At 71.7% G+C, this 19293-nt stretch carries 17 protein-coding genes; 13 read left to right on the forward strand and 4 right to left on the reverse strand.

Going from position 1 to position 19293, the window contains the following annotated elements:
• Positions 1 to 9: 9 nt before the first annotated feature.
• A complete protein-coding gene (locus ACFWCH_RS07885; RefSeq protein WP_378803294.1) occupies positions 10 to 3219 on the forward strand; it encodes an efflux RND transporter permease subunit in 3210 nt (1069 codons plus the stop codon).
• 93 nt (positions 3220 to 3312) lie between these two features.
• Here ACFWCH_RS07885 and ACFWCH_RS07890 read toward each other — a convergent pair whose 3' ends face one another.
• Complete coding sequence (locus ACFWCH_RS07890; protein WP_247638272.1) at positions 3313 to 4209, reverse strand: aldose 1-epimerase family protein; 897 nt, start codon at positions 4207 to 4209, stop codon at positions 3313 to 3315.
• A gap of 264 nt (positions 4210 to 4473) precedes the next feature.
• Between ACFWCH_RS07890 and ACFWCH_RS07895 the strand changes: the two genes are divergently transcribed.
• Positions 4474 to 6690 carry a DEAD/DEAH box helicase gene (locus ACFWCH_RS07895; protein WP_378803295.1) on the forward strand — a complete coding sequence of 739 codons (2217 nt, stop codon included), beginning with the start codon at positions 4474 to 4476 and terminating at the stop codon, positions 6688 to 6690.
• 81 nt (positions 6691 to 6771) lie between these two features.
• Here the strand turns inward: ACFWCH_RS07895 and ACFWCH_RS07900 are convergent, their stop codons facing one another.
• Both ACFWCH_RS07900 and ACFWCH_RS07905 read right to left on the reverse strand, forming a co-directional pair.
• Positions 6772 to 7311 carry a YaeQ family protein gene (locus tag ACFWCH_RS07900; protein WP_136034015.1) on the reverse strand — a complete coding sequence of 180 codons (540 nt, stop codon included), beginning with the start codon at positions 7309 to 7311 and terminating at the stop codon, positions 6772 to 6774.
• 46 nt (positions 7312 to 7357) lie between these two features.
• On the reverse strand, positions 7358 to 8446 hold the full coding sequence (locus ACFWCH_RS07905; protein WP_378803296.1) for an Rv2578c family radical SAM protein: 1089 nt from the start codon (positions 8444 to 8446) through the stop codon (positions 7358 to 7360).
• Positions 8447 to 8520: 74 nt separating this feature from the next.
• On the opposite strand from ACFWCH_RS07905, the gene ACFWCH_RS07910 reads away from it, so the two are divergent.
• Positions 8521 to 9453, forward strand: coding sequence for a M15 family metallopeptidase (locus ACFWCH_RS07910; RefSeq protein ID WP_378803297.1), 933 nt, complete (start codon positions 8521 to 8523; stop codon positions 9451 to 9453).
• A 13-nt stretch (positions 9454 to 9466) separates the two neighbouring features.
• On the opposite strand, the gene ACFWCH_RS07915 is transcribed toward ACFWCH_RS07910, so the two are convergent.
• Positions 9467 to 9649, reverse strand: coding sequence for a hypothetical protein (locus ACFWCH_RS07915; RefSeq protein ID WP_136034009.1), 183 nt, complete (start codon positions 9647 to 9649; stop codon positions 9467 to 9469).
• A gap of 191 nt (positions 9650 to 9840) precedes the next feature.
• Here ACFWCH_RS07915 and ACFWCH_RS07920 point away from each other — a divergent pair, with 191 nt between their 5' ends.
• The 10 genes from ACFWCH_RS07920 to ACFWCH_RS07965 all read left to right on the forward strand — a co-directional run bounded on the left by ACFWCH_RS07920 (position 9841) and on the right by ACFWCH_RS07965 (position 19292).
• Positions 9841 to 11004 carry an acyl-CoA dehydrogenase family protein gene (locus ACFWCH_RS07920; protein WP_136036768.1) on the forward strand — a complete coding sequence of 388 codons (1164 nt, stop codon included), beginning with the start codon at positions 9841 to 9843 and terminating at the stop codon, positions 11002 to 11004.
• A 216-nt stretch (positions 11005 to 11220) separates the two neighbouring features.
• Positions 11221 to 11442, forward strand: coding sequence for a ribbon-helix-helix domain-containing protein (locus ACFWCH_RS07925; protein WP_136034005.1), 222 nt, complete (start codon positions 11221 to 11223; stop codon positions 11440 to 11442).
• On the forward strand, positions 11439 to 11810 hold the full coding sequence (locus ACFWCH_RS07930) for a type II toxin-antitoxin system PemK/MazF family toxin (RefSeq protein WP_378803298.1): 372 nt from the start codon (positions 11439 to 11441) through the stop codon (positions 11808 to 11810). The genes ACFWCH_RS07925 and ACFWCH_RS07930 overlap by 4 nt, the downstream gene beginning before the upstream one ends.
• A 392-nt stretch (positions 11811 to 12202) precedes the next feature.
• Positions 12203 to 13018, forward strand: a complete 816-nt coding sequence (locus tag ACFWCH_RS07935; protein WP_378803299.1) for a GntR family transcriptional regulator — start codon at positions 12203 to 12205, stop codon at positions 13016 to 13018.
• Between the two features lie 39 nt (positions 13019 to 13057).
• Positions 13058 to 14077: an NAD(P)-dependent oxidoreductase gene (locus ACFWCH_RS07940; protein ID WP_378803300.1), complete on the forward strand. Its 1020-nt coding sequence runs from the start codon at positions 13058 to 13060 to the stop codon at positions 14075 to 14077.
• Positions 14065 to 15669, forward strand: a complete 1605-nt coding sequence (locus ACFWCH_RS07945) for an FGGY family carbohydrate kinase (protein ID WP_378803301.1) — start codon at positions 14065 to 14067, stop codon at positions 15667 to 15669. Before ACFWCH_RS07940 ends, ACFWCH_RS07945 begins: the two co-directional genes overlap by 13 nt.
• Before the next feature lie 38 nt (positions 15670 to 15707).
• Entirely contained in the window at positions 15708 to 16598 is an 891-nt protein-coding gene (lsrF, locus tag ACFWCH_RS07950; protein ID WP_378803302.1) for a 3-hydroxy-5-phosphonooxypentane-2,4-dione thiolase, read from the forward strand.
• On the forward strand, positions 16595 to 16957 hold the full coding sequence (locus ACFWCH_RS07955) for a cupin domain-containing protein (RefSeq protein WP_136033995.1): 363 nt from the start codon (positions 16595 to 16597) through the stop codon (positions 16955 to 16957). The genes lsrF and ACFWCH_RS07955 overlap by 4 nt, the downstream gene beginning before the upstream one ends.
• A 74-nt stretch (positions 16958 to 17031) precedes the next feature.
• Positions 17032 to 18357: an ABC transporter substrate-binding protein gene (locus ACFWCH_RS07960; protein WP_378803304.1), complete on the forward strand. Its 1326-nt coding sequence runs from the start codon at positions 17032 to 17034 to the stop codon at positions 18355 to 18357.
• A 29-nt stretch (positions 18358 to 18386) separates the two neighbouring features.
• Positions 18387 to 19292, forward strand: coding sequence for a carbohydrate ABC transporter permease (locus tag ACFWCH_RS07965; protein ID WP_378803305.1), 906 nt, complete (start codon positions 18387 to 18389; stop codon positions 19290 to 19292).
• Position 19293: the final 1 nt, after the last annotated feature.

A 19293-nucleotide genomic window follows, 5' to 3' on the forward strand; every position in this document is an offset into this window, starting at 1 on the left:
GAACACGCCTTGTCGAAACTCGCCATCCTCAGCCTGAAGAACCGCGCCCTCATCGCGCTCGTGACGATCGTCGCGGCCGTGTTCGGCGGGCTCGCGCTCACCAACCTCAAGCAGGAGCTGATCCCCTCGCTCGAGCTGCCCGCGCTCGTGGTCATGACGACGTACCCCGGCGCCTCGCCCGAGGTGGTCGAGAACGACGTCTCCACCCCGATCGAGTCCGCGATCCAGGGCGTGCCCGACCTGGAGTCGACCACCGCGACCAGCACGACCAATGCGTCCATCGTGCAGGCGATGTTCGCGTACGGGACGAACCTCGCCACGGCCGAACAGAAGATCCAGCAGGCGATCAACCGCATCTCCTCGCAGCTGCCGGAGGACGTCACGCCGCAGGTGCTGTCGGTGTCGATCGACGACTTCCCGGTGATCCAGGTGGCCGTGACCGGCTTCGACGACGCCGACAACGCGCAGGCCCAGCTCGAGAGCGTCGCCATCCCCGACCTGGAGGACGTGGACGGCGTCAACGCGGCCGAGATCGTCGGCGGGGTCGGCCAGCGCATCACCATCACACCCGACGTGGGCCGCCTGGCCGCGGAGGGGCAGAGCACGCAGGCGATCAGCTCGGCCCTGCAGCAGAACGGCACGCTGTTCCCCGGTGGTGACATCACCGAGAACGGCGAGACGCTGACCGTGCAGACCGGGGCCAAGATCGCCTCGGTCGACGAGATCGCCGCGCTGCCCCTCGTCGGCACCTCCCTCACGATCGGCGACGTCGCGACCGTCACCCAGGCGTCCGACCCGGTCACCTCGATCTCCCGCGTGGACGGGAAGGATGCGCTGTCGATCTCGATCACCAAGCTGCCCGCCGCCAACACGGTCGAGGTGTCGCAGGGCGTGATCGCCGCGCTCGACGAGATCGGCAAGGCACTGCCCGACGCGGAGTTCACGGTCGTGTTCGACCAGGCGCCGTTCATCGTGCAGTCCATCGACACGCTCGCCACCGAGGGCCTGCTCGGCCTCGTGATGGCCGTGCTCGTGATCCTCGTGTTCCTGCTCTCGGTGCGCTCGACCCTGGTCACGGCGATCTCGATCCCGACCTCCGTGCTCATCACGTTCATCGGGCTGCAGGCGTTCGGCTACTCGCTCAACGTGCTGACCCTCGGGGCGCTGACGATCGCGATCGGCCGTGTGGTCGACGACTCGATCGTGGTGATCGAGAACATCAAGAGGCACTACGTCGGCGACGCCGACAAGGGCGATGCGATCCGGCTCGCGGTGCGAGAGGTCGCCGCGGCGATCACCGCGTCGACGATCACGACCGTGGCGGTGTTCCTGCCGATCGTGTTCGTCGGCGACATGGTCGGCGAGCTGTTCCGGCCGTTCGCGATGACCGTGACGATCGCGATGGTGGCGTCGCTGCTCGTCGCGCTCACGATCGTGCCGGTGCTCGCGTACTGGTTCCTCAAGCCCGGCAAGCCGCTGCTCGACGAGCACGGGAACGCGATCGACCCCGAGCACCCCGACGCGCCGCCGACGGCGCTGCAGCGCGGCTACCGGCCGATCCTCGGCTGGACGCTGAAGCATTCCGGACTCACGGTGGTCCTCGCGGTGGTCGTGCTCGGCGCGACGCTCGCCGCGGCCCCGCTCATGAAGGTGAACTTCCTCAGCGACTCCGGGCAGAACACCATGACGGTGACGCAGGATCTCGGGCCGACCGCGAGCCTGGAGGCGAAGTCCGACGCGGCAGCGCCCGTGGAGGAGGCGCTGCTCGACATCGACGGCATCGAGCACGTGCAGGCCTCGATCGGGTCGAGCGGCTCCGCCCTGCGCGACGCCTTCTCCGGCGGCGCCGGCATCACCTACTCGGTGCTCACCGACGGCGACGCCGACCAGGAGAAGCTGCGCGCCGAGGTGCAGGACGCGATCGACGGCCTCGGGGACGAGGTCGGAGACGTCACCGTGGCCTCCTCCGCCGGCTTCGGCTCCAGCGACATCGAGATCACCGTCACCGCCTCGAACGGCGACGACCTCGCCACCGCCACCTCCGCGCTGGTGGAGGAGCTCGACGGGCGCGACGGCATCGGCCAGGTGACCGACAACCTCGCCGAGGCGCTGCCCTACATCGCGGTCGTGGTCGACCGGGAGGCCGCGGCCCAGGTCGGGCTGTCGGAGGTCGCGGTGGGCTCGATCGTGTCGAACACCATGCGCCCGCAGCAGATCGGGTCGGTCGAGATCGACGACACCGCTCTCACGGTGTACCTCGTGAACCCCGCGCCGCCGACGACCGTGGAGGCGCTGCAGCAGCTCGCCATCCCGACCGCCGCGGGCATCGTGCCCCTGCAGGACATCGCGACGGTCGAGCAGCGCAACGGCCCCACCTCGATCACGACCGAGCAGGGCCGCCGGACCGCGACGGTCACGGTCCCGCCCGCGTCGGACAACCTCGCGGTGGCCACGCAGTCGGTGAGCGCCGCCATCGCCGCGGTCGACCTGCCCGACGGTGCTTCGGCCGAGGTCGGCGGTGTCGCCTCGCAGCAGGCCGACTCGTTCTCGCAGCTGGGTCTCGCGATGCTCGCGGCCATCCTGATCGTGTACGTGGTGATGGTCGCGACCTTCAAGTCGCTGCGCCAGCCGCTGCTGCTGCTCGTGTCGGTGCCGTTCGCGGCGACCGGCGCCATCCTGCTGCAGATCGTGACGGGCGTGCCCCTGGGCGTGGCCTCGCTGATCGGCGTGCTGATGCTGATCGGCATCGTGGTCACGAACGCGATCGTGCTGGTCGACCTCGTCAACCAGTACCGAGAGAAGGGGCTGTCGACCGCTGACGCGGTGATGGCGGGAGGCGAGAAGCGTCTGCGCCCCATCCTGATGACCGCGCTCGCCACGATCCTCGCGCTGACGCCGATGGCGCTCGGTATCACGGGTCACGGCGGGTTCATCTCGCAGCCGCTCGCGATCGTCGTGATCGGCGGACTCATCTCCTCGACCGTGCTCACCCTGATCGTGCTGCCGACGCTGTACAACCTCGTCGAGGGCGCGAAGGAGCGGCGTCGCGCACGGCGGGGCGACGGCGGCACGGGCGACGACGGTTCCGGTCCGGACGCCCCGGCGTCACCCGTCGCGCCCACCGGAGCGGCCGCGCAGCCCGTCATCGCGGGAGCCACGGTCCACGCGGACGGCACGCCGGTCAGTCGCCGCGAGCTGCGCGACCACCACGGCGAGTAGAGCGCGCCACGACTCCGCGGAAAGGGCCCCGATGCACATCAGACGATGGGGATCGGGGCCCTTCGCGCGCGGATCGGAGGAGGTGCGTCGGCCTCAGCCGAACGTGATGCCCCACTCCAGCGTCCAGGTCTCGCCCTGAGCCAGGCGGCGCAGGCCGATCCCGCTGTTGAACGCGTCGGCGGGGGCCGTCATCGGTTCGATCGCGACGGCGAGCGGCGTGCCGGGGTAGTTCCGCGCCGTGTACACCTGGGCGACGTCGAAGCCCTCGCCCTGCCACAGCGTGACGGTGCGGCCGTCGGGCGCGGTGAGGGTGTGGCGCACGCGGCCGTCGGCGTCGCGGTCGAGATCGGTCAGCCCGGTGTCGAGCGTCGCATCGCCCAGGCGCAGCCCCGTGCGCAGCGCCGGATCGGCGGGCCGGGTGCCGACCGGAAGCAGGCGGTCGTCGGTCTCGAAGGCGGTCTGCGCGGGAACCCGCAGCACCAGCTCGTGCGGGTCGACGTCGCCGATCGTCACGAACGGGTGCGTGCCGAGCGCGACCGGCGCCGCGGACTCCGACCAGTTCGTGATGGTGTGCGTGACCTCGATGCCGTCGGCGGTGAGCACGTAGGCGACCGAGGTCTCGAGCAGATACGGGTAACCCGTCTGCGGATACACCGTGGCGCGCAGGGTCGCCGCGGCGTCGGTCTGCTCGACCGCGTACGGCGTGAAGCGGAGCAGGCCGTGGCTGGCATTGGCCGTCTTGGGCTCGGAGACCGTGAGCTGGCGGACCGTGCCCTCGTCGTCCCAGCGGCCGTCGCGGATGCGGTTGGGCCAGGGGACGAGCACGACGCCGGAGCACGACGGGGTGGGGGCGTCGAGCGGGTACGGGGGCACGAGGTCGACCTCGCCGATGCGGAGGGAGCGCAGCGACGCGCCGACCTGGGCGATCTGCGCTGTCACCTCGCCGAGTCCGAGGTGCACCTGGAGGCCGGTGGGGGAGACGGGGGTCACCCCGTCATCGTAGTGGGGCGCGGGTCGCTCCCAGGGTCGGCCGGTACACTGGCATGGTCGGCTTCGGACACCCGCGCAGGGCGCGGACGTTTTTCAGTGTGTGAAGTGTGAGTCCAGGGGCCGATGGTGAACGTCGATCGACGTGAATCAACCATCACAGGAATGGCCCCGGCCGCAGATCGTCCGGAACTCCGCATCCGTCGGAGTGCTCGCGCGCGTGCGCAGCGCTGTTCTCGTGCGAGAACGCAGAAGGACACCCCCCGCATGCCCAAGAACAAGAAGCCCAGGGGCGGCCGCGCCGCCGCCAACTTCGAGCCGCGCTACGGCGCCAAGAAGACCTCCTTCCACGAGCGGCACCGCGGTGCGCCCGCCCGTGACGGTGCGCGCGACGAGCGCGGTACCAGGGCCGACGCGGGCGACCGCCGCTCGACCGCCGGCTACGACCGTCGCCCCGGCAGCCGCAGCCCCAACCACCGCGGCTACCGCCCGGAGGAGACCGAGTCGGGCGCGCCCAAGCGCCGCTGGACCTCGCAGGAGCGCGCGGGCCGCGACGAGGCCCGCGGCATCCGCAACCGCGCCGAGTCCGGTCGCCGCGAGGCGCCGCACCGCCGTGACGACCGCGGCGGCCAGCGCCCCACCGGTCCCCGCACCTACCGCGACGACCGCGGTGCGGGCCGCTTCGACGACCGCCGTGACGACCGCGGCGGCCAGCAGCGTCAGGGCTTCCGCGACAACGACCACCGTGACGGCGGGCGCCCGCGGTTCGACGACCGCCGCGGCGACCGTCCGCGGTACGACCGCGACGACCGGGCCCGCTCGACCGACCGCGGCGACCGTCCCCGGTACGACCGTGACGACCGGGCCCGCTCGACCGACCGCCGTGACGACCGCGGCGCCGGGCGGTTCGACGACCGTCGCGGCGACCGTCCGCGCTACGCCGACCGGGGTGCGGACCGCCCGCGGTTCGACCGCGACGAGCGTCCGCGCCGCGACGACCGCGACGACCGGGGCCGCTCGAACGACCGCGGCGCGTCGCGCCCCGAGCGCTCGTACGACGCCGACCGCGCCCGCCGGGCCTTCGACCGCGACCGCACGCAGCGCGCGTTCGACGGGGAGCGGGAGCGTCCCCGCGCCTCGACCGGTGGCGCCTACCGCACCGAGCGTCCGCGCCGGGAGGAGCGCCCCAGCCGCAGCGACTGGAACGCCAAGCCCAAGGACGCCTTCACCCCGGGCGCCGACGTGGTGCACGAGCGCCTCGAAGCGCAGGCCGTGCAGGCCGTCGAGGTCGAGAACGTGACCTTCGCCGACCTCGGGCTTGGCTCGAACATCACCGAGACGCTGAAGAACCTCGGCGCCGAGACGCCCTTCCCGATCCAGGCGGCCAGCATCCCGGCCGTGCTGGAGGGGCGCGACGTGCTCGCCCGGGGTCGCACCGGCTCCGGCAAGACCATCGCGTTCGGCGCGCCGCTCGTGGAGCGCGTGCTCCAGTCGCAGGCGGGCAAGCGCCGCGAGTTCGGTCGTGCCCCGCGCGCGATCATCCTCGCCCCGACGCGCGAGCTCGCGCTGCAGATCGACCGCACGATCCAGCCGATCGCCCGCAGCGTCGGACTGTTCACCACGCAGATCTACGGCGGCGTGCCGCAGGGCCGCCAGGTGGGTGCGCTCAAGAAGGGCGTCGACATCGTGATCGGCACGCCCGGACGCGTCGAGGATCTGATGAACCAGGGCAAGCTCGACCTGTCCGACTGCCGCATCGCGGTGCTGGACGAGGCCGACCACATGTGCGAGCTCGGGTTCGTCGAGCCCGTGCAGCGCATCCTCCGCCGCACCGCCGAGGGCAGCCAGAAGCTGCTGTTCTCCGCGACGCTCGACCGCGAGGTCGCCGCGCTCGTCGACGAGTTCCTCGTGGACCCGGCCGTGTACGAGGTCGCCGGGGAGGACCAGGAGTCGAGCACGATCGAGCACCGGGTGCTGGTGATCGAGCACCGCGACAAGGCCGACATCCTCACGTCGCTCGTCGACCGCGAGGGCAAGACGCTCGTGTTCGCCCGCACCCGCGCCTACGCCGAGATGCTGGCGGAGCAGTTCGACGACGCCGGCATCCCCGCGGTGTCGCTGCACGGCGACCTGAACCAGGCCAAGCGCACGCGCAACCTGGAGAAGCTCACCTCGGGTCGCGTGAACGTGCTCGTGGCGACCGACGTCGCGGCGCGCGGCATCCACGTCGACGACATCGACCTGGTCGTGCAGGCCGACGCCCCCGACGAGTACAAGACCTACCTGCACCGGTCGGGTCGCACGGGCCGCGCCGGTCGCTCGGGTCGCGTGGTGACGCTGATCACGCGTCAGCGCCAACGTCGCATGAACGAGCTGCTGGAGCGTGCCGAGATCGAGGCGCCGTTCGAGAACGCCCGCCTGGACGACGACGTGATCGAGGAGATCGCCGGGCGTCAGCCGTCGACGGCCGACCTCACCGCCTGATCGCCTTCGGATCTGAAAGGCCCCGGAGACCTCGGTCTCCGGGGCCTTTCCGCGCTTCGCACCCCGGTATCACCCGGGGTGTCAGCCGAGCTCGTGCTCGTGCAGCGCGGTCGCCAGGCTCGTGCCGTTGAGGTCGAGGTAGAGCACGCGCTCCGTCACGGTGAGGGTCAGGGTGTTGCGGCGCTCCAGGTGCGGCGTCGCGGTGTCGATGAACCCGGGGTCGAAGCTGTGGACGCGGATGTCCTCGGCGCGATGGATGCGTTTGTCCGCCCACGGCGCCATCACCTTCGCGGGGTCGCGGTGCGTGTACACCACGGTGCGCTCGGCGAGACGGCTGGCGTGGTGCAGGCGCTCCGCGTCGGGCGCGCCGACCTCGATCCAGGTGACGATCCGCCCGGTGAGGTCGCGCACGAGCACCGCGGGCTCCTCGGTGTCGGACACGCTGCCGCCGAACGCGATGCCCTCGCCGAACTCGAGCCCGTACGCCAGCACCCGCGTGAGCATGTAGGCGTCGGTCTCGGAGGGGTGCCGCGCCACCCGCAGCGAGTAGTCGTCGTAGACCCCGCGATCGGTGTCGGCGAGCTGCACGTCGAACGTGTGGAGGGTGGAACCGATCGCCATGATCCCCGAGCCTACGCGGCCCCGGAGGCCCTCCCGACCGGACGGCTCAGAACAGCATCGGCTGCGGGGGTGTCGCGGCGGGCCCGGTCTGTCGGAAGGCGACCGTGCCGGCCGGTGGCGTGCTCGACGCGGTGTGCCCCTGCCCCGGCCGGAACCCGCGGCGGGGGTAGTCGTCTTCGTGCCGGGCGTCGAGGCCGTGCAGGCGGATGAGCGGTCGCACCCGCCGTGCCAGCCACTGGCGGTACGGCTTGGGGGCTTCGACCGACGCGCCGGGGTACAGCCCGCGGTACGACGACACGAGGTCGGGGCGCGTGCGCTCGAGCCACTCGAAGAACCACGGCTTGACCCCCGGCCGCAGATGCAGCGCCCCGTAGATGACGGTGCGTGCCCCCGACTCCTTGATGCGGCGGAGGCCGGTGTCGATCGCCTCCACCGAGTCGGTGAGGTGCGGCAGGATCGGCATGAGGAACACGGTCACGGGGAACCCGGCATCGGCCAGGGCGCGCACCGTGTCGAGCCGCGCCTGGGTGGTGGGCGCTCCCGGCTCGATCGCCTTCTGCAGGGCGTCGTCGTACATCGCGATCGACATCTGCACGTCGACCGGCACCCGCTCGGCCGCCTTCACCAGCAGGGGGATGTCGCGGCGGATCAGCGTGCCCTTGGTGAGGATCGAGATCGGCGTGCCCGAGGTCGCGAGCGCCTGGATGATGCCGGGCATGAGGGCGTAGCGGCCCTCCGCGCGCTGGTACGGATCGGTGTTCGTGCCGAGCGCCACGGTCTCGTGGTTCCAGCTGCCCCGCCGCAGCTCTCGCTCCAGCACCTCGACCACGTTGACCTTGACCACGATCTGCGAGTCGAAGTCGGCGCCGCCGTCGAGGTCGAGGTACTCGTGCGTGCCGCGGGCGAAACAGTAAGTGCAGGCATGAGAGCAGCCGCGGTAGGGGTTGATGGTCCAGGCGAACGGCATGCGCGAGGCGCCGGGCACGTGGTTGAGGGCCGACTTCGACAGCACCTCATGGAAGGTCATGCCCTCGAACGCCGGGGTCTTCACGGTGCGCAGCACGCCGCTGCGCTCCTCCAGCCCGGGCAGCGCCGCCTCGTCGACGTCGCCCAGCTTCTGCCCCTGCCACCGCATCCCCTCATTCGAACAGAAAGACGAAGAAAGCACAAGCCGGCGTCGCAGAGATCTTCGAATGAGAGAATGAGGCAATGACCGTTCCGCCGCTTGCCCAGCATGCGGCTCCGCGCTCCCCGATCTCCGGTCCCGCGCTGCCCGTGGGGCTGGCCGTCGCCGCGCTCGGCGTGCTGTTCTCGATCGCCTCGACGCCCGTGCTCCCCTCGTCGGCGGCCGACGCGATGCCGCGGCCCGTCGCGGTCGCGCAGGTGCCGGCGGTGCGGTCGGCGGCGATCCCCGCGGCCGACCCGTGCGCCGAGCCCGGGGTGCAGCAGGCCATCGCGAACGGTGACGACGCGGCGACGATCGCCGGGTTCGGTGGCGGTGCGGCGTTCCGCGAGGCGGTGGTGGCAGGCAACGCGCCGTGCATCTCGCTGACCGACCCCGCCCGTGTCTGGGTCGTCGTGAACAAGGGTCTTCCGCTGACCCCGGCCGACTACGAGCCGGCGCTCCTCGACGCCGTGCCCCTGCAGATGACCACGCCCTCCGGCCTCGTGCGCCCCGACGTGGCCGCCGCCGTCGGCGCGATGGCCGATGCCGCTCAGGCGGCAGGCGTCGGGCGGCTGGGCGCGAACAACGGCTACCGCTCGTACGGGCTCCAGGTCTCGACCTACGACTCGCACGTCCGTGCCCAGGGGCAGGCCGAGGCCGACGCCGGCTCGGCGCGCCCCGGGCACAGCGAGCACCAGACCGGCCTGGCGCTGGATGTGGTGGCGTGCGATGCGGGCTGCGGCGGCCTCGACGGGTTCGGCGGCACGGGCCAGAGCGACTGGGTCGCCGCGCACGCCTGGGAGTTCGGCTTCATCGTGCGCTACGAAGACGTCGGCACGCCCGTGACCGGCTACGCGCCCGAGCCGTGGCACCTGCGGTACGTCGGCGTCGACCTCGCGGCGGCGTACCACGAGGGCGGGTATCACACGCTCGAGGAGTTCTTCGGGCTGCCCGCGGCGCCCGACTACGCGCACTGACGCCCGGCTGCCCTCAGCGCGGGCTGCGCGTCTCGACGGATGGCCAGACGACGAGGAGGAACGCCGCGATCGGTCCGGTGAACAGCGTCAGCAGGAACCACACCCACGCCGAGCGCCCCCGCGTGCGGGCGAATCCTCCGGCAAGGAGCGCGACGGTGAACCACAGGGCGGTGATGTACGGCCAGACTTCCTGCATGCCCCCGAGTCTCCCGGTCGGCGATCCCGCCGCGTCCCGGCGCGCCGTCGATGAGCCGATTGAGGCTTCCCACAACCCCGGTACCGAGTGTCACGATCCGTGGGATGCATTCTCACAATGTCCCCTGCCGGGCCCGCCGTCGGCCGTAGAATCGCCGGAGCAATGAGGCACGACACGTTCGGGAGGACGGCATGGAACGCGACATCTACGAAGAGGACCACGAGGCTTTCCGGGACCTCGTCAAGGATTTCGTCAAGCGCCACGTGACGGGCGAGGCGATCGAGAAGTGGGACGCCGCGGGAGAGGTCGACCGCGACACCATGCGCGCCGCGGGTGAGGCGGGCATCATCGGCCTGTCGGTCCCCGAGGAGTTCGGCGGCGCGGGCATGCTGCAGGACTACCGCTTCCGCGCGATCGTGAACGAAGAGGTCATCGCCGCCGGCGCCGGCTCTCTCGCCGGAGCCTTCGGCATCCAGGACGACCTGGCCGTGCCGTACCTCGTGCACATGGGCACGCAGGAGCAGAAGCAGAAGTGGCTGCCGCGCATGGCCACCGGCGAGGTCGTCGGTGCGCTCGCCATGACCGAGCCGGGCGCCGGCTCCGACCTGCGCGGCATCAAGACCACCGCCAAGAAGGTCGACGGCGGGTACCTCGTGAACGGCGCGAAGACGTTCATCTCGTCCGGCGCCACGGCCGACCTGGTCGTCACGTTCGTCAAGACCGGCGAGGGCAACCGCCCCGACGCCTTCAGCCTCGTGCTGATCGAAGACGGCATGGAGGGCTTCGAGCACGGCAAGAAGCTCAGCAAGATGGGCTTCCACGGGCACGACACCGCCGAGCTGTCGTTCAGCGACGTGTTCGTGCCGGAGGAGAACCTCATCGGCGGCGTCGAGGGCAAGGGCTTCATCCAGCTGATGATGAACCTGCCGCTCGAGCGCCTGTCGATCGGGGTCGCCGGTGCCGCCGCCGCGCAGGCCGCCCTCGACTGGACCGTGGCGTACACCCGCGACCGCGAGGCGTTCGGCGAGCGGATCATCGACTTCCAGAACAGCCGCTTCCAGATCGCCGACATGGCCACCACGGTCGACGCGCTGTGGGCCTACATCGACCGCGCGCTGCTGGCCTACAAGGACGGCAAGCTGTCGGCCGAGGAGGCCGCGAAGGTCAAGTTCTGGGCGACCGAGCGCGAGTGGGAGGTGCTCGACGCCGGGGTGCAGCTGCACGGCGGCTACGGCTACATCACCGAGTACCCCATCGCGCGGGCGTTCCTCGACGCGCGCGTGCACCGCATCTACGGCGGGACGAACGAGATCATGCGCGAGATCGTCGGCCGTCAGATCGCCGGCAAGCGCTGACCCCACCCCCAGCCCGCCTGCGCCCCCGCGCGGGATCGAAAACGCACCTCCGGAGCCATTCGGGGGTGCGTTTTCCATCCCGCCTCCGGGCGGCGGGCCCGGGGGTGCGCGTCCGGGATCGAAAGTGCGCCCCGGAAGGCGCCGGGGTGCGTTTTCCGTCCCGCACCGGGCATGCGGACGGTGGTACCCGTGGTCCTACCGGGGTAGGATGGCCGCGTGAGCACCGCGAAGATCAGCCTGAGTCTGCCGGACGGCGACCTCGCCTTCCTTGACGCGCAGACGCTCGAGGGCCGCTACCCGTCCCGGTCGGCGGCGATCCAGGACGCGGTTCGGCTCCTCCGCGAGAGCCGGCTCGCCGACGCCTATGCCGAGGCCTACGGCGAGGGGTACGACGAGGAGTGGGACTCCGCCGCCGACGATGGCCTGGCTTCGGCGTGAGTGACACCGCGGTCGCGCTGCTCCGCCGCGGCCAGATCGTCCTCGCCTCGTTCGACCCGGGCATCGGTTCCGAGGCGCGCAAGACGCGGCCGGCGGTCGTGGTGAGCAACAACACCGCCAACGCGGTGGCGATCCGTCGCCCGGGCGCCACGGTCACCGTGGTGCCGCTCACCACGGCGACGGAGCGCGTGTGGCCCTTCCAGGTGCTGCTGCCCGCTGCCGCGACCGGCCTCGACCGAGACAGCAAGGCGCAGGCCGAGCAGGTGCGCACCATCGCCGTGGCCCGCATCGTGCGCCCCGTCGGCTGGGTGCCTGCGGAGCTGATGGGCGCGCTCGACGAGGCGCTGCGACTTCACCTCGCGCTCTGATCTCACCCCGTCGCCCCCGCCGCATCCGCCCGCCGCATGCGGGATCGAACGCGCGCCGCGGAGACGTCGGAGGCGCGCTTTCGATCCCGCCTCACGGGAGGGGGTGGGGGTCGCCGAGGGGTGACGAGACGCGGACGGGGGAGGACTTGTATCGACGGGGAGGGTCGAGTGGGCGGGGCCGGGCGGGACGAGCACGGTCGTCGATACAGGGTGACGCAAGGAAACGCCTGATCGCGCACGTATAAAGAGCCGGGAGGGGATCGCGGCGGCGAAGTTCTGACTTGTCTCTTCAGAGGAGACATGTGCTCCGCGATGATCGATACATGTCCGGACAGGAGTCGTCCGGCTCGGAGACGCCGAGGTCTCCGCACCCGCTCACCGAAGAGGCCGGAATGTCCCCGCTCACCCTGCCGCCGCTCGACCGCACGTCGACGGCACCCATCTGGTTCCAGATCATGCGCGCCGTCGAGGCGCAGATCGCCGACGGCACCTGGGGTCCGGGCGACCGCCTGCCCAGCGAGAACGAGCTGCGCGCCCACTTCGCCGCCTCCCGCACCTCGGTCCGCGACGCGCTGTCGCGGCTGGAGACCGCCGGGATCATCTCCCGCCAGCAGGGCAAGGGCGCCTTCGTCGAGCGCGCGCAGGGCCCCTCCGCCTGGACGCTGCCCTCGGCCCCCAGCCTGCTGGGCGAATACAGCGAAGACGGCCGCAGCGCCCTGAGCTCGGAGATCCTCCGCGCGGGCATCGAGCCGCTGCCGTCGTGGGCGGCCGCGGTCGTCGGACGCGACTCCGCCGACGGCATGGGCTTCGTGCTGGAGCGCGTGCGTGCCGTCGGCGCTCGCACGGCCGTGCACGTGATCAACTACCTCCCGACGCGGTTCGCCGGGGTGCTGCCCGACCTGCGGGACCCGCGCGCGAGCCTGTACGCCGCCATCACCCGGGTCACCGGGGTGCGCATCGCGCGCATGCACCGCACGATCGAGGCCGTGTCCGCCGACCGCATGCTGGCCAGGCTGCTCGAAGTGGAGCCGGGACACCCGATCGTCGTCGTCGAGGCCGTCGCGTACGACCAGGGCGGACAGCCCATCGACTTCTCCCGCGCATCCGTGCGCACCGACCGTCTGCGCGTGAGCGTCGACACCGGGTTCGACGCCGCCGGCATCTCGAACGAGACCGCGTCCGGCCGCTACCCCGCCGCCCTCCGCTGACCCGCACCCGCCCCACCGACCCCACCGGGAGACCCGCACATGACCGACCACCGCATCCTCGTCATCGGCGACAGCTACATGACCGCCGAGGTGTTCACCCGCGCGTTCGCGCAGCGGGGGATCCCCGCGGACACGGCCACCATGACGATCGCGGAGCCGACGTGGGACGCGTCGTCGATCCACGAGTTCGAGGGCGACCCGGCCGAGGTCGCGCGACTCGCGCAGGGGTACGACGTGGTCGCCTTCCATGCCGCGCCGTTCACAGCCGACGTGCTCGCCGCGCTCCCCGGGCTGCGGCTGCTCGGCTGCGCGCGCGGCGGACCCGTCAACGTCGACCTCGCCGCGGCCCGCGAGCGCGGCGTGCGCGTGACCACCACGCCGGGCAAGAACGCCGACGCCGTGGCCGACCTCACGATCGGGTTCCTCATCTCGATCGTGCGGAACGTGCCCGCATCGCTGCGCGACGTCGACGAGCGCGTGGCCGAGGGGCGGCCGCTCGCGGAGTCGACGTTCGAGGGTGCGAGGTGGTTCGGGCGCGAGGTGAAGGGCCTGCGCCTCGGGCTGATCGGCTACGGCAACGTGGCCCGGCTCGTCGCCGCGCGGGCCAGGGCGCTCGGCGCCACCATCGCGGCGTACGACCCCTACGTCGATCCGGCGACGGTGACCGATGCGACCATCGTGTCCGACCTGGACGCGCTGCTCGCCGGCAGCGACGTCGTGAGCGTGCACGCCAGGGCGACCGCCGACAACCGCCACCTGATCGGCGCCGAGCAGATCGCCCGCATGCCGCAGGGGTCGTTCCTGATCAACACGGCCCGGGAGTCGCTCGTCGACGAACAGGCGCTGCTCGACGGGCTGCGCAGCGGACACCTCGCCGGGGTCGCGCTCGACGTGAACGAGCCCGACGGACCGTGGCGCGACCTGGTCGCCCAGCCGAACCTCATCCTCACCCCGCACCTCGCCGGCGCCACCCACCAGACCCTCGCCCGCGGCGCCGACATGCTCGCCGCCGAGATCGAGCGGTTCCTCGCGGGAGGTGAGCTGCGATGGGAGCGCTGAGCGACGTCTTCCTCGCGATCGACGCGGGCACCGGTTCCGCGCGTGCCCTCGCCTTCGACATCGAGGGTCGCCTGGTCACTCAGGCCGCCCGCGAGTGGACCCACGTCGCCGTGCCCGGTCACCCCGGCGGCACCGTGTTCGACACCGATGGCGGCTGGACGGCCATCGCGGGCGCCGTATCCGAGGTGGTCGCGCGGCTGGGCGAGCGACGCGTGGCCGCGGTCGCCGCGTCGAGCATGCGCGAGGGCTTCGTGCTGTCCGACGCCGAGGGGCGCGAGCTGTGGGCGTGCCCCAACACCGACGGCCGGGCGCGCGCCGAGGCCGAGGAGCTGGTGGCCGAGGGCGTGGCCGACGAGGTGTACCGCACCGCGGGCGACTGGGTGTCGATCACGGCCCCCGCCCGGCTGCGGTGGATCGCCCGCCACCAGCCCGACGTGCTCGCCGCCGCCCGCCACTTCGGGATGCTCAGCGACTGGGTCACCACGCGGCTCACCGGGGCGTTCGTGACCGAGCCCACCAGCGGCTCCAGCTCGGCCCTGTTCGACCTGCGGGCGCGCGACTGGTCGGACGAGCTCGCCGGGCTCGTCGGCATCGACCGTCGCATCCTGCCGCCCGTGGTCGAGTGCGGGCAGGTCGTCGGTGCCGTGACCGCGGAGGCCTCGGCCGCGACCGGGCTGCCCGCGGGGACGCCGGTGGTCGCGGGCGGCGCCGACACGCAGCTCGCGCTGCACGGCATCGCGGCGCGCGAGGGGCTGCCGACGATCGTCGCCGGCACCTTCTGGCAGACCACGGCCGTGACCACGGAGCCGCTGATCGACCCGGAGCGGCGCCTGCGCACCCTGTGCCACGTCGATCCGGGCACCTGGATGGTCGAGGGCATCGGCTTCCTCTCCGGCCTCGCGATGCGGTGGTTCCGCGACGCGATGTGCCCCGACGCCGCCGAGCTCGGTCGCGCGGCCGGCACCTCCGCATTCGCCGTGATGGAGCAGTGGGCGGCCGAGGTCCCCGCGGGGGCGAACGGCGTCGTCGCGACCACGGCGAACGTGATGCAGGCCGACGCCTGGCACCACGCGGCCCCCGCGTTCGTCGGCTTCGACATCAACGACGCGGCCCGCTCCTCGCGCGGCGCGTTCATCCGGGCGATCGAGGAGTCCGCGGCGATCGTCGCCAGCGCGCACCTCGAGATCCTGTCGTCGCTCACCGCCGGGCGCGCGGTCGCCGAGGGCGCCGTCACGTTCACCGGAGGATCCAGCGCGGGCGCCCTGTGGCCGCGGGTCATCGCGGGCGTCACCGGGCTCGACACCCGCGTCACGCCCGCACCCGAGGCCACCTCGTACGGTGCCGCCCGGCTGGCCGCCCGAGGTGTCGGCGCAGAACTCCCGCCGATGGGCGAGCCCGACCGCATCGAGCGCGTCGACCCCGCCGAGCACGAGCGGTACCGCGCCGTGACCGCCCGCTGGCACCGCGTCTACCGCGACGTGATGTCGATCTCGGGCACCGACCTGCCCCCGCTGTTCACCCCGCCGGGCGCCGCGCGCGGCCCCCTCGACCTTCCCCCCGCCCGACTCTCGACCGCCGGTCACGCCGGCTGACGACCACGACGACCACCCGACACCGAAGGAGACACCCCATGGCAGACCTCGAAGGCAACGCCTCTGCGAAGCAGTTCCACGCCGACCAGCCCGCCGTCCGCTTCACGCAGAACATCCGGGGAGCGGCGAACCTCGACTGGGGCATGCAGAACCGCCTGTCCCGCATCCTCGACCCGCAGACCGGGCGCACCGTGATGCTCGCGTTCGACCACGGCTACTTCCAGGGACCCACCTCGGGGCTGGAGCGCATCGACCTGAACATCGCGCCGCTGGCCGCGCACGCCGACGCCCTCATGGGCACCCGCGGAGCCCTGCGCACCTCGATCCCGCCGGCCACCAGGGCCGGACTCGTGCTGCGCGCCTCGGGCGGCCCATCGATCCTCAAGGACCTCTCCGACGAGTACATCGCGATGGCGATGCAGGATGCGGTGCGCCTCCACGCCGACGCCGTGGCCGTGCAGGTGTTCGTCGGCGGCGAGCACGAGAGCCGCAGCATCCGCAACCTCACCACGCTCGTCGACCAGGGCTACGACGCGGGCATCCCGGTGCTCGGCGTGACCGCGGTCGGCAAGGAGCTCGTGCGCGACGCCCGCTACCTCGGTCTCGCGACCCGCATCATCGCGGAGCTCGGCGCCCAGCTCGTGAAGACGTACTACTGCGAGGAGGGCTTCGAGGACGTGGTCGCGGGGTGCCCGGTGCCCGTCATCATGGCCGGAGGCAAGAAGCTGCCCGAGCTGGACGCCCTCACGATGGCCTCGAACGCCGTGCGCGCGGGGGCCGCCGGAGTGGACATGGGCCGCAACATCTTCCAGAGCGCCCACCCCGCGGCCATGATGCAGGCCGTGCGGGCCGTGGTGCACGACGACACCGACCCCGCCGACGCCTACGAGCTGTTCCGCGAGGCCACCGAGACGCGGGTGCTCGCATGAGCGCCGACGTGCTGCGCAGCGCCGAGGCCGCCCTCCGGTTCGGCGACTGGGGCCCCGGCTACCTCGCGCAGGGCGACGACGCGGCGTTCGGCGTGGTCGTGCTGCGGCCCGGCGACGAGTTCGCCAACCACCTCCACGAGCACCACACCGAGTCGTTCGTGGTGATCGAGGGGCGCGCCGAGATCTGGCTCGACCGCGACACCCGTCGCGTCGTCGAGACCGGCGACGTGCTGCGCGCCGCACCGCACGAGGAGCACTTCGTGCGGAACCCGTTCGACGAGACCTTCCGCGCCGTGTTCGTGAAGACCCCCTGGGTCGACGGCGACAAGGTCGACCGCCCCTGGACGCCCGACGCCTGAGCGCCCTGAACCCGCACCACCCTCACCCGAGCACGAACCCCTCACCCGAGAAAGAACATCGAAAGGACAGCACCATGAGTGTGCAACGACGCTCCTCATCCCCCGCGCGGCTGACGCGCCGTGCCCTGCCCGTCATCGCCCTGGCGTCCGCCGCGGGCCTCGTGCTCGCCGGCTGCTCCGGCGACGCGGGGGGCTCCGGCGGCGACGGCGGCGACAAGACCCTCAAGGTCCTCATCGCCGCCCCGCAGGAGGGCGCGGGCAAGATCCTCGAGGAGGACTTCGAGGCCTCCACCGGCGTCGAGGTCGAGGTCGAGGTCGTGCCCTACGACCAGATCCAGACCAAGGCGATCCTCGACGCGCAGTCCGGCACCAACAACTACGACGTCATCCAGTACTGGTACACGTCGGTCGGCGCGCTCGCCGACGCCGGGGCCCTCGCCGACATCACCGACTGGGTGGAGTCCGACGAGGACATCGACTCGGGCGACTTCATCGAGGCGATCTTCGGCCCCTACTCGCAGTACGAGGACGCGACCTACGGGCTGCCGATCGACGGCGACACGCACGTGCTCTTCTACAACAAGGCGATCTTCGAACGGAACGGCGTCGAGGTCCCGACCACGTGGGACGAGTACGTCGAGGTGTCGCAGAAGATCACCGACGCCGAGAAGACGAACGGCGTGTACGGCAACGCGCTGCTCGGCTCGAAGAGCGCGTTCAACATCGGCTCGACCTTCTTCAACCGCCTCGCCACCATGTCGCCCGACCCGATCGACCCGCAGATGCCGCAGCTCGACACCGAGTACGCGGTGGCCGCGGCACAGTCGATGCTCGATGCCTCCGGTTCGGCGCTGCCCAGCCCGCTGGAGATCGGGTTCGAGCAGGCGCTGCCGCAGTTCCTCTCCGGCTCCGTCGGCATGATCGAGTTCTGGACCGACCTGGGCGTGTTCGCGCAGGACCCGGAGCAGTCGAAGATCGTCGACGGCTGGGGCGTCGCGCCGCTGCCGGTCGGACCCGAGGGCAAGGTCTCCGGAGCGCTGAACGCCGGCTGGGCGATGGGCATCAGCCCGAACGCCAGCGACGAGGACCTCGCGAAGCAGTTCGTCGCGTTCGCCTCGTCGAAGGAGACGAACGAGAAGCTGATCACCACGACCGGTTCCGGTGTCGACCCCACGCGCACCTCCACCCTGGAGAGCCCGGAGTACATCGAGTTCGCGCCGGAGGTGTCGGCCGTCGCCGCCCAGGTGCTGCCCAACGCGCAGTCCTGGCCGACCTCGCCGCAGGCCCCCGAGATGATCCAGTCGCTCAGCGACAACCTCGCGCTCATGCTGCAGGGCAGCCTGACCGCGGAAGAGGCGATGCAGCAGACCTGGGACACCTGGCAGTCCCTGGCCGACTGATCGCCTCGTCGAACCCGAAAGGACAGCTCATGTCGCAACCCGTCGCCTCCCGGCGCCGCGCCCGACGCGCGTCGTGGACGGGCCGCGCCCTGCTGGCGCCCGCCATCCTCGCGATCGTGATCATCGCGATCTACCCGCTCGCCTACATCGTCGCCGCGTCGTTCTCCGACTCGTCGCTGGGGCGTCCGTTCGCGGACTGGGTCGGGTTCGACAACTTCGCGGCACTGCTGGGGGACGGGGTCACCCTCCCGTCCCTCGGCAGGTCGCTGCTCTTCGCGATCCCGTCCGCCCTGATCGCCCTCGTCGCCGGTCTCGTGGTGGCCCTCTCGCTCGACGCGGCCGTCAAGGGCGGACGGATCATCCGGGTGCTGCTCCTGCTGCCGCTGATGACGCCGCCCGTGATGGCGGGCGTGATCTGGAAGCTCATGCTCGCCCCCACCGGCGGGCTGCTCAACAACATCGGTCAGTCGTTCAGCCCGGGCGCCGAGCCGTTCCTGTTCCTCGGCTCGAGCCCGGCGGCGATGGTCTCGCTGATCGTGGTCGACGCGTGGCAGTGGACGCCCTTCTGCGTGCTGCTCGTGTTCGCCGCGCTGCAGACCCTGCCGACCGAGGTGTACGAGGCCTCGCAGGTCGACGGCGCCGGGGTGTGGCAGACGTTCTGGCGCATCACGTTCCCGCTCGTGCTGCCGAGCCTGGTCACCGTGCTGCTGCTCAAGCTCGTGGTGTCGTTCAAGGTGTTCGACCTGGTGTTCATCATGACCGGCGGCGGACCCGGCTTCGACACCACCGTCAGCAGCTTCGAGATCTACCGCACCGGGTTGCAGACCTTCGACGTGGGGGCTGCCGCCGCGCAGACCATCGCGTTCCTGGTGCTGGTCACCATCGTCATCCTGCCGCTCAACGCCGTCCGGCAGCGCCTGCACAGGGAGAGCTGAC

This window comes from Microbacterium sp. NPDC060132 (genome assembly GCF_042729675.1).
GTDB lineage: Bacteria > Actinomycetota > Actinomycetes > Actinomycetales > Microbacteriaceae > Microbacterium > Microbacterium sufflavum.

What these genes read in the sequence shown, in the direction of transcription:
- ACFWCH_RS07895 (WP_378803295.1), top strand. Translation starts at nt 4,474, where the DNA reads ATGCCCAAGAACAAGAAGCCCAGGGGCGGCCGCGCCGCCGCCAACTTC.
- ACFWCH_RS07900 (WP_136034015.1), bottom strand. Translation starts at nt 7,311, where the DNA reads ATGGCGATCGGTTCCACCCTCCACACGTTCGACGTGCAGCTCGCCGAC.
- ACFWCH_RS07905 (WP_378803296.1), bottom strand. Translation starts at nt 8,446, where the DNA reads ATGCGGTGGCAGGGGCAGAAGCTGGGCGACGTCGACGAGGCGGCGCTG.
- ACFWCH_RS07910 (WP_378803297.1), top strand. Translation starts at nt 8,521, where the DNA reads ATGACCGTTCCGCCGCTTGCCCAGCATGCGGCTCCGCGCTCCCCGATC.
- ACFWCH_RS07915 (WP_136034009.1), bottom strand. Translation starts at nt 9,649, where the DNA reads ATGCAGGAAGTCTGGCCGTACATCACCGCCCTGTGGTTCACCGTCGCG.
- ACFWCH_RS07920 (WP_136036768.1), top strand. Translation starts at nt 9,841, where the DNA reads ATGGAACGCGACATCTACGAAGAGGACCACGAGGCTTTCCGGGACCTC.
- ACFWCH_RS07935 (WP_378803299.1), top strand. Translation starts at nt 12,203, where the DNA reads ATGTCCCCGCTCACCCTGCCGCCGCTCGACCGCACGTCGACGGCACCC.
- ACFWCH_RS07940 (WP_378803300.1), top strand. Translation starts at nt 13,058, where the DNA reads ATGACCGACCACCGCATCCTCGTCATCGGCGACAGCTACATGACCGCC.
- ACFWCH_RS07945 (WP_378803301.1), top strand. Translation starts at nt 14,065, where the DNA reads ATGGGAGCGCTGAGCGACGTCTTCCTCGCGATCGACGCGGGCACCGGT.
- lsrF (WP_378803302.1), top strand. Translation starts at nt 15,708, where the DNA reads ATGGCAGACCTCGAAGGCAACGCCTCTGCGAAGCAGTTCCACGCCGAC.
- ACFWCH_RS07955 (WP_136033995.1), top strand. Translation starts at nt 16,595, where the DNA reads ATGAGCGCCGACGTGCTGCGCAGCGCCGAGGCCGCCCTCCGGTTCGGC.
- ACFWCH_RS07960 (WP_378803304.1), top strand. Translation starts at nt 17,032, where the DNA reads ATGAGTGTGCAACGACGCTCCTCATCCCCCGCGCGGCTGACGCGCCGT.
- ACFWCH_RS07965 (WP_378803305.1), top strand. Translation starts at nt 18,387, where the DNA reads ATGTCGCAACCCGTCGCCTCCCGGCGCCGCGCCCGACGCGCGTCGTGG.